This is a genomic window from Aquiflexum sp. (genome assembly GCF_977115555.1).
Genome location: NZ_CDSBKL010000171.1, coordinates 1 through 8,244 on the forward strand (window position 1 = coordinate 1; position 8,244 = coordinate 8,244).

Sequence of the window (8,244 nt, forward strand, 5' to 3'; positions counted from 1 at the left end):
GGAGTGCCGTTTCTTTTGGTAAGTTTATTGGTATTGCTTTTGGTTACTTTTGTGCCTGGGATATCCTTATTTCTTCCTAGTTTGTTTTTTCATTGATTAAAAAAATTTGTCCATGGACCACGGTCGACTGTCCATAGTCGCTATAATGGAACTTCAATTCGGGTTTTATATAGTTAAGTGAAAGAAGGCTTTAACACATAAATTCTTAAATACAATTGAGAATTGACAAATGATGTTGGAAATTTATTGTAACCACCGTTACAGTAATAGCGGTTACAATAATCAAAACTTTTCCGCTTCCATAAAGGCAAGCAAACCGGATAGGTTTTGAAATTCAACAGAACCTGCCATGGACTATGGTCTATGGACTAATTCACCACTCTCCCTTTCCTACACTTCATCCTTCTAATTCGACACTTCAGTCAGGTTTAATTTTTTGACTTGGTCTTTCTCCACACTTTTGGATCAAATATCAAAGCAATGAAAGCACTTTTCACCATCTGTTTATTTTTCTTGGTCAATCTGACTTTGGCTCAAACTGTTCTCAAAGGGATTGTCAAAGATGCCAAAGGGGAAACCATTCCCGGAGTAAATATATTTCTAAAAGGCACTTATGAAGGTACATCCTCCGAATTGGATGGGAGTTATATGTTGGAGACAGAGGAGAAAGGAAGCTTCATCCTGGTTTTTCAGGCGATGGGATTCAAATCTGAAGAAATCGAAATTATATTGAAAGTTGGGGAACAAACTTTCAATCCTGTGCTTAGGGAAGCAATCAATGAAATGACTGCTGTAACCATCTCCGCCGGTGCGATGGAAGCTTCCGATGAAAAAAAGGCAGTTGTTCTGAAACCCCTTGATATTGTCACTGTCCCGTCGGCGATGGGTGACATCATCGGCGCTTTTCAGACTTTGCCTGGAACAGCAAATGTTGGCAATGACGGACGTCTTTTTGTACGAGGAGGAGATGCCACCGAAACGGCCATCTTCATAGACGGGATGAAAGTCGGCAACGCATTTGGAACCACCGCCTCCAATGTACCTACCAGAACTCGTTTCAATCCCAACCTCTTCAAAGGTTCTTTTTTCAGCACAGGAGGTTATTCTGCCGAGTATGGACATGCGCTATCCTCAGCCTTGGCTTTGAATACAGTGGATATTCCGCTAAGAAACCAAGGTGATATCAACCTGATGTCAGTTGGATTGGGATATTCCCAGACTTTGGTTGGGAAAAACAACAGCCTGACTGCTTCTGCCAATTACATGGACCTGTCTCCTTATCAGGCAATTGTTACCCAAAATTTTGATTGGGAAAGGGCTCCTTACGGATTTGATGCTGAAATTTCCCTCAGGCAAAAATGGGGAAATAACGGAATGGTCAAAGCCTATGCCCATACCGAAACAGGGGGAATGAAAATCTGGCAAAAAATACCGGGTTCCGAAGGTCGTGGCCAATTGGTTGATCTAAAAAACCACTATACGTTTGCCTCAGGCTCTTTCAAACAAATAGGCAAAAACGATTGGAGCTATTATGGCGGGATTTCTTATTCCAACAATGTGGATGAATTTGCCCTGGACCAAGTTGACATCAGAAACCAAAACAGAACTGTCCACTCCAAAGCAGTCGCTTTAAAGGGTTTTTCTGATAAATTTTCGCTAAAGACCGGCCTGGAATCCTATATTTTCAACTATGAAGAAGGCTTGCGATCTGAGAATCTGGTCAGGGATTTCAATGACCTGCAGGCGAATATTTTCACAGAAGCAGATTATTATGTGAGTAACAAGCTCGTTTTCCGCGGTGGTCTTCGCGGTGGTCACAGTACCTTGGCGGATCAGACTTGGTTAGACCCAAGGTTTTCCTTGGCATACAAATTTGAAAATGAAGGACAGCTTTCCTTGGCTGCCGGTCAATTCAGCCAAATGCCTGTGGAGCAACTGCGGATCGCTAATCCTGAAGTCCAAAACACCCGGGCAGACCATCTGATCCTGAATTATTTCCAAAGTAAAAACGGGAGAACCATCCGTGCAGAGGCATTCTACAAGGATTACAAAAAAATCCTGACCTATGAAGGAAGCCAATATTTCTACCGCAGTATCCAACAAAACGGATCAGGTTATGCACAAGGTTTTGATGTCTTTTACCGTGACCAAAAGACCGTTAAAAACACGGATTTCTGGGTGACTTATAGCTTTGTGGACAGCAGACGGAAGTTTGCCCAATTTACCGAAATGGTGCAGCCCGGTTTTGCACCAAGACATAATGCTTCAATCGTCGTGAAGCATTTTGTACCCAAATTGAAATCACAGCTTGGAGGTTCTTTTGCCATCAACGACGGTTATACTTATACCGATCCTAATTTTCCGGGACAGATGAATGCCAAAACCAAAGGATTCCAAGACCTGAGTCTGAGCTGGAGTTACCTGCCCAAACCCAATCTGATCATCCATTTCGCCTGCTCCAATGTATTGGGCAGGGACAATATCTTCGGATACCAATTCAATCCCCAGCCAAATGATTCGGGCAAATACGACAGCTTGCCCATCAGGCAAACAGCACCGAGATTCATATTTCTCGGCATATTCCTGACACTTTCCAAAGACAAAACCGCAAATAATTTAAACAACTTATAATTACAGAAACCATGAAAAAGCACACACTGATTATCGCATTGATGTTGTTCGTAGCCACTTTCGCCAACGCTACCAATGAAGCCTATGAAAAAGCCATGCAAAAGGAAATCAAAACCTTGGGACAGGCAGGACCTGTAGCAGATCTGCAAAAATCCGCAAATGCTTTTGCAAGGATTGCAGAGATGAATACCGGCGAATGGCTTCCGGATTATTATGCCGCCTTGGCTTATGCCAATATGGGATTCAGGGCTGAGGGCGGATTGGAAGAAAAAGACGGTTACTATGCCCAAGCCAAAAAACACATCGAAAAGGCAAATGCCATTTCTCCGAACAATTCAGAAATCGTAGCACTACAGGGATTTATTACCATGGGAGAATTGGCTGCTGATCCAAATTCCCGTGGACAAAGCTTATCAGGTTTAGCCATGCAGACTTTTGGCAAAGCCATAGAACTCAACAGACAAAATCCCCGCGCAATCATCATGATGGCGCAGATGGAATACGGCATGGCGCAGTTTTTTGGTCAGGGACCTGAGAAAGCCTGTGGTTTGGTAGATGCAAGTTTGGAGCTTTTTGACAAAGAGGCTGCAGAAGCCAAAGAAGGATCCCTGAATCCAAAATGGGGTAAAGAACTTGCAAACCAAATGAAAGAAAATACCTGTAAATGAAAAAAATTGACCTTTCTGAATTCATTTCAGGAAGTTTTTTCGAATTCAAGTCAGATTTAAAAATTATTTATTCCCATGAAAACCACACTCTTTTCCTTAATAATGATGCTGTTTTTCGGCACATCTGTTTTTGCACAAGAGCAAAAAACGCCTGATTCCGGTTTGGGCTTTGGCTTCCAAATCAACCAATTTCAAGATGATTTTGCATTTGGTCTCAATTTGACAAGTCCCGAAATCCTCAATGGAAATGCAGCCATCCGGCTGAAAGCCAATCAGTCATATTTTGAACATCTTCTGGATGGTGAATATGTATGGTCAGGCTATCAGAACCTTTCTTTGGGATTTGTGGGATTTGGAGGTAAAGTTGGCCAAGGTATCCGTCTGTATGGAGAAGGAGGCCTCGTCGGAATTTTTCCTTCAGAAAAATTTTCCTCTGAGAAATTCAGGATGAGTACTTATGGCACATTTGGGTTTGAGTTTTTTCCTACCCCGGCTTTCAACTACTTCATTGAATTGGGAGTGATGACCTCGCGGGCGAGAGCGGATAAAATCGCCGGGAGTCCATTTTTTTCAAATGGGTTTGTTGCCAGTGTGGGATTTAGGGTAAATTTAAAGAAATAAAAGCGCCAGATTTAAAAATTTGTCTACTTCGAATTATGTTTAGTATAGTCAACAATGAAATAGGATTGATTCACCTGATTGCATCCATGGCTGCTTTGGTTTTCGGTACAGCAGTTTTGATGATGACAAAAGGAACCAAGATGCATATCAGGACTGGCTACTTTTATGTGGCCAGTATGGTCATCTTATTGGTGACCGCCTTTATGCTTTATAACTTATTTGGCAAATGGGGGATTTTTCATTACTTCGCTGTCGTCAGTACCTTTACTTTGCTTTTGGGGATGATGCCGATTTTCATGCGAAATCAAATTAAAAATTGGGCCTATCTTCATTTCTCCTTTATGTATTGGTCTGTAATCGGTCTGTATGGGGCTTTTGTCAGTGAGATGATGACAAGGATTCCAGAAGTGCCGTTTTTTGGAATGGTGGGATTGGCAACTGCAGGAGTGATGGTGGTAGGAGGAATTGTTTTTGGATTTAACAAAGCAAAATGGCTTAGTTTGATGGCTGCCATTACAAAAAAATATTCACATTGATAACTTTCAATTAAGGATAAATCCATGAGCAAAGGTTTTTACAGTTCAGCCACGATATTCAATTCCGCCAAGCGGTTTTTTATTTTGAATTTTGGAATTGCCACAATGTTGACGGTGATTTTCTGTCCAAGCTGTTTTTTTTCTTTGGAAGGGATTTCATCCATACTCCCTGATTGGTTTTTTTCTTTTCTGATGTCGGCTTCTCTGAGTATGGGGGGCTTCAAAGTGGAGGAGTATTTTGACAAAAGGATTTCCTGGATCGAAAAGCCTGTAAAGCGATTGGTGTTAACAGCAGCTTCTTATATGATCTATTCATTTATCGCCAGCTTTATTTTGGTGGTGGGTTATGTCTTGGTCACCGTGGATGGAGTCAACTTGTGGAATATGCAATACTCGCGTGTTTTGGAAAATACCATTATGCCCACCTCCATCGCCTTGGTTATCATTACTGTCTTTATATCCCGCTCTTGGTTATACGAGTGGCGTTCGGCCGCTATTGAAGCCGAGCAACTCAAATCAGAAAAACTCGCCAGCCAATACCAATCCCTCAAAGACCAGCTCAATCCTCATTTTCTTTTCAATTCGCTGAATGTCCTTTCCAACCTCGTCTATGAAAGTGCCGACAGGTCTGCGGAATTTATCCAGCAGCTGTCCAAGATTTACAGGTATGTGCTTGATGTTCAAAACAGCGAACTCGTGGAATTGGAAAAGGAAGTGATTTTTGCCGAGAATTACCTGAGCCTACAGAAGATCCGGTTTGAGCAAAGTCTGGAATATTTCATTGATGTCAATCAAATGAAGGGTTTTAATATTCCACCTCTTTCGCTGCAGCTGCTCTTGGAAAATGCCATCAAACACAACATCGCGAGTATGGAAAAGCCTTTGAAAATCTTCATCCAACAAACTCCCGATAAATTGATCGTCAGGAATAACCTCCAACCCAAACTTACCAAAGAAGTCGCTGATAGCGGGATTGGTCTGGACAATATTGAAAAACGCTATGCGCTTCTCAGTAACAAACATCCCAAAATCACCAAAACCGAAACAGAATTTATCGTAGAACTGCCACTTCTCAAACTAGAAGAAACATGAAAATCCTGATCATCGAAGACGAAAGGCCTGCAGCAAATAGGCTGAGACAGTTAGTAATGGATTTGATTCCCGGTGCGGAAATATTTGGCCATCTGGACAGCATTACCTCAGCAGTCAAATGGCTTGAAACCAATGTTTTTCCGGATTTGATTTTCTGTGATATCCAATTGGCGGATGGGCAGAGTTTTGAGATTTTTGAAAGGGTAAAGGTGAGTTCTCCGATTATTTTCACAACGGCCTTTGACCAATATGCCATCAAGGCCTTCAAGCTGAACTCGGTGGACTACCTCCTCAAACCCATCGACCCGAAGGAATTGGCCCAAGCCATCCAAAAATTCCAATCCCAACAGGTCAAGCCAAGTTTTGACCTCAATCAGATCAGGGACTTGCTTTCTCCACAATCAAGCAACCATAAAAGCCGCTTTCTGGTGAAGTTTGGTGAAAAAATCCAAAGTGTGGAGACAGTGGATATTTCCATTTTTTTCAGTGAAGAAAAGGTGACTTTCCTTCAGACAAAAGAAAACAGAAGGTATATTTTGGATTACACCCTCGACCAGTTGGAAGGGATGCTCGATCCCAAAAAGTTTTTCAGGCTCAACAGAAAATACATTGCTTCCTTTTCCGCCATCGCCGAAATCCACACCTATTCCAACAGCCGGCTCAAGATCAAACTCGCAAATTGTGATGACAACGATATCTTGGTCATCAGGGAGAAAGTAGGGGATTTTAAGGATTGGTTGGATGGGTGAAAGGGAAGTACGAAGTAGGATGAACCAAGTACCAAGTTGGAAAAAGTAAGAGGTGATAGGTGGTAAGTTTGAAAGTACGAAGTACCATGTACCAAGAACCAAGTATCGGAACCGGAAGTGGTTAGAGATGAAATTAACCTCACCTTGTCATATCGACCAGAGGGAGATATCTTTTGAATTCTTCGGACCTAGACCGACACTTAATTCTCAGATAAACCTCCTAAAAAAATCCTCAGACCATGGCTGCATCGTAGCAAACTGAAATTTGAAATTCGGATAGGTATCCAAAAACAATTGGTATTTTTTGATTTTGGCCATTCTGTCATCAAATTTTGCTTCTATTGCCAAAGGTGGATTTTCATCCGGAAGGACAAAGTCTATTTCTTTTCCATCCGCAGTCCTCCAAAATCGGATTCCATCAGTTCCAAATTTGTTGGCCAATACCCTAAAAACCGTCTGTTCCCACAATTCGCCCTTGTCAAGCCGCTGATTGATCGGGGTAAAATTGTTGAGCAGGGAATTTCTCAGACCTGTATCCATCAGGTATCCTTTAGGCATTTTCACCAATTCCTTCCTGATGGTGGCAAAAAATGGTTTTACCATTGACAGATGAAAACACTTTTCCATCACCTCTAGGTAACTCAAAATGGTCTCGTTTCTGACTTTTAGAGTATTGCTCAATTCATTGACGTTGACCAACTGCCCTGTTTGAGAAGCAAGGATTTGAAACAATTGGTAGAAAACCAATTCGTTTTGTACCCCTGATTCTGCAATGTCTCTTTTGATAAATGAATCCCTTATTTCTTTGAGGATTTCTATTTTCTCGCTGACCAAAGGTTCTGTGACCACTGCCGGATATCCACCAAACAACATATAGGCTTCCCATTCCAAGCGGAGCAAATCTATTTTGAGGCTTTTTGCTTCCGGTTGTTCTCTTATTCTGACGACTTCCTGCCAAAGCTCTTCTTTGCCCTGAAGCATCAAAAAATCCTCAAAATCACAGGTCATCAGGTGAAAAATCCTTTTCCTTCCCGCCAATGAATCCCTGAATTTTTTGTCAATATAAAATGCACTGCTGCCACTTGCGACGATTTTGATCAGATGACTGTATTCATCAAAGATCAATTTGAGGAAGTTGGAAGGATCTGACAAGTATTGGATTTCATCAATAAAGACCACGGTTTTTTGGTCTTGGGCCGGGAGGTAAGCCAATAAGTTCAGCGGATTGGCATCGAGCTCTGCCAAAAGGGATTTATTCTCCAAGTTGATGAATATCTGTGGAATCCCCTGCGCCATACAATAACTTCTCAGATCAGCCAATAGGGTAGATTTGCCGGTTTGCCTCGCTCCCGTGAGGATAGTAAATTCCTTTTTTGGGAGATGTTGGAGTAGCTTTTCGTAGAGTTTCCTTTTCATTTTTGCAGGATTTACTGCTCAAATGTAAGGATTCATAAATAGAATTTTTATAGGAGTAGTAAAATTATCTGATAAATTATCTATTGGACTAGTAAAAATATCGGATAATTTACCTATTGCACTAGTAAAAATATCAGGTTTTGCTATCTATGGTAGTTTGATTTTTGGGTTCTGTATTTAATTCTGATCGATAAGATTTTAATTTTTTGAGGAATCAACAACTTTTAACGTTTTGCTTTTTGGATTTTATATCGAATACACTATTTTTAGTTTTATCCCAATATTTATGAAAAACTACCTGATATTAATTTCGATTCTTTTTCTCTTTTCCTGCGGAAGCAATACTGAAAAGCAAACTGATTTCTCCCAAATGACTTTTTCTATAGATACTGTCATGGTGGATTCGAAGGATGAGATATTATACCTAAATGCCAATCTGATGCAATCAAGCCTAAGTCAGGATTTGGAATATTTATACAACTTCAACCAACAGGAATTCAGTCTGGAAAAGATCAGCCTTGAAAAACTAGA

General features: G+C 41.2%; 9 protein-coding genes. 7 read left to right on the plus strand and 2 right to left on the minus strand.

The window, feature by feature from the left end; all coding sequences use genetic code 11:
* Positions 1-480: 480 nt before the first annotated feature.
* The 4 genes from ACZFYI_RS11325 (at position 481) to ACZFYI_RS11340 (ending at position 4,456) form a co-directional block, all read left to right on the plus strand.
* Positions 481-2,631: a TonB-dependent receptor gene (locus ACZFYI_RS11325; RefSeq protein ID WP_462524240.1), complete on the plus strand. Its 2,151-nt coding sequence runs from the start codon at positions 481-483 to the stop codon at positions 2,629-2,631.
* A gap of 11 nt (positions 2,632-2,642) precedes the next feature.
* Positions 2,643-3,299 carry a hypothetical protein gene (locus ACZFYI_RS11330; RefSeq protein ID WP_462524241.1) on the plus strand — a complete coding sequence of 219 codons (657 nt, stop codon included), beginning with the start codon at positions 2,643-2,645 and terminating at the stop codon, positions 3,297-3,299.
* 75 nt (positions 3,300-3,374) lie between these two features.
* Complete coding sequence (locus ACZFYI_RS11335) at positions 3,375-3,920, plus strand: hypothetical protein (RefSeq protein ID WP_462524242.1); 546 nt, start codon at positions 3,375-3,377, stop codon at positions 3,918-3,920.
* Between the two features lie 35 nt (positions 3,921-3,955).
* Positions 3,956-4,456 (plus strand): DUF2306 domain-containing protein, encoded by a 501-nt coding sequence (locus ACZFYI_RS11340; protein ID WP_462524243.1) that lies wholly within the window; start codon positions 3,956-3,958, stop codon positions 4,454-4,456.
* Positions 4,457-4,494: 38 nt separating this feature from the next.
* Here ACZFYI_RS11340 and ACZFYI_RS11345 read toward each other — a convergent pair whose 3' ends face one another.
* Positions 4,495-4,680, minus strand: coding sequence for a hypothetical protein (locus ACZFYI_RS11345; protein ID WP_462524244.1), 186 nt, complete (start codon positions 4,678-4,680; stop codon positions 4,495-4,497).
* On the opposite strand from ACZFYI_RS11345, the gene ACZFYI_RS11350 reads away from it, so the two are divergent.
* Together ACZFYI_RS11350 and ACZFYI_RS11355 are read left to right on the plus strand one after the other, a co-directional pair.
* Positions 4,667-5,548 carry a sensor histidine kinase gene (locus ACZFYI_RS11350; RefSeq protein ID WP_462524245.1) on the plus strand — a complete coding sequence of 294 codons (882 nt, stop codon included), beginning with the start codon at positions 4,667-4,669 and terminating at the stop codon, positions 5,546-5,548. The genes ACZFYI_RS11345 and ACZFYI_RS11350 overlap by 14 nt on opposite strands.
* Complete coding sequence (locus tag ACZFYI_RS11355; protein WP_462524246.1) at positions 5,545-6,297, plus strand: LytR/AlgR family response regulator transcription factor; 753 nt, start codon at positions 5,545-5,547, stop codon at positions 6,295-6,297. Before ACZFYI_RS11350 ends, ACZFYI_RS11355 begins: the two co-directional genes overlap by 4 nt.
* 207 nt (positions 6,298-6,504) lie before the next feature.
* Here ACZFYI_RS11355 and ACZFYI_RS11360 read toward each other — a convergent pair whose 3' ends face one another.
* Positions 6,505-7,713: an ATP-binding protein gene (locus ACZFYI_RS11360; protein ID WP_462524247.1), complete on the minus strand. Its 1,209-nt coding sequence runs from the start codon at positions 7,711-7,713 to the stop codon at positions 6,505-6,507.
* Positions 7,714-7,999: 286 nt separating this feature from the next.
* Between ACZFYI_RS11360 and ACZFYI_RS11365 the strand changes: the two genes are divergently transcribed.
* Positions 8,000-8,244 (plus strand): DUF4221 family protein (locus ACZFYI_RS11365; RefSeq protein ID WP_462524248.1); only part of this gene is annotated, 245 nt, incomplete at its 3' end.

Coding starts and splice junctions, on each gene's coding strand:
- ACZFYI_RS11350 (WP_462524245.1), top strand. CDS start 4,667: ATGGGGGGCTTCAAAGTGGAGGAGTATTTTGACAAAAGGATTTCCTGG.
- ACZFYI_RS11355 (WP_462524246.1), top strand. CDS start 5,545: ATGAAAATCCTGATCATCGAAGACGAAAGGCCTGCAGCAAATAGGCTG.
- ACZFYI_RS11325 (WP_462524240.1), top strand. CDS start 481: ATGAAAGCACTTTTCACCATCTGTTTATTTTTCTTGGTCAATCTGACT.
- ACZFYI_RS11340 (WP_462524243.1), top strand. CDS start 3,956: ATGTTTAGTATAGTCAACAATGAAATAGGATTGATTCACCTGATTGCA.
- ACZFYI_RS11330 (WP_462524241.1), top strand. CDS start 2,643: ATGAAAAAGCACACACTGATTATCGCATTGATGTTGTTCGTAGCCACT.
- ACZFYI_RS11360 (WP_462524247.1), bottom strand. CDS start 7,713: ATGAAAAGGAAACTCTACGAAAAGCTACTCCAACATCTCCCAAAAAAG.
- ACZFYI_RS11335 (WP_462524242.1), top strand. CDS start 3,375: ATGAAAACCACACTCTTTTCCTTAATAATGATGCTGTTTTTCGGCACA.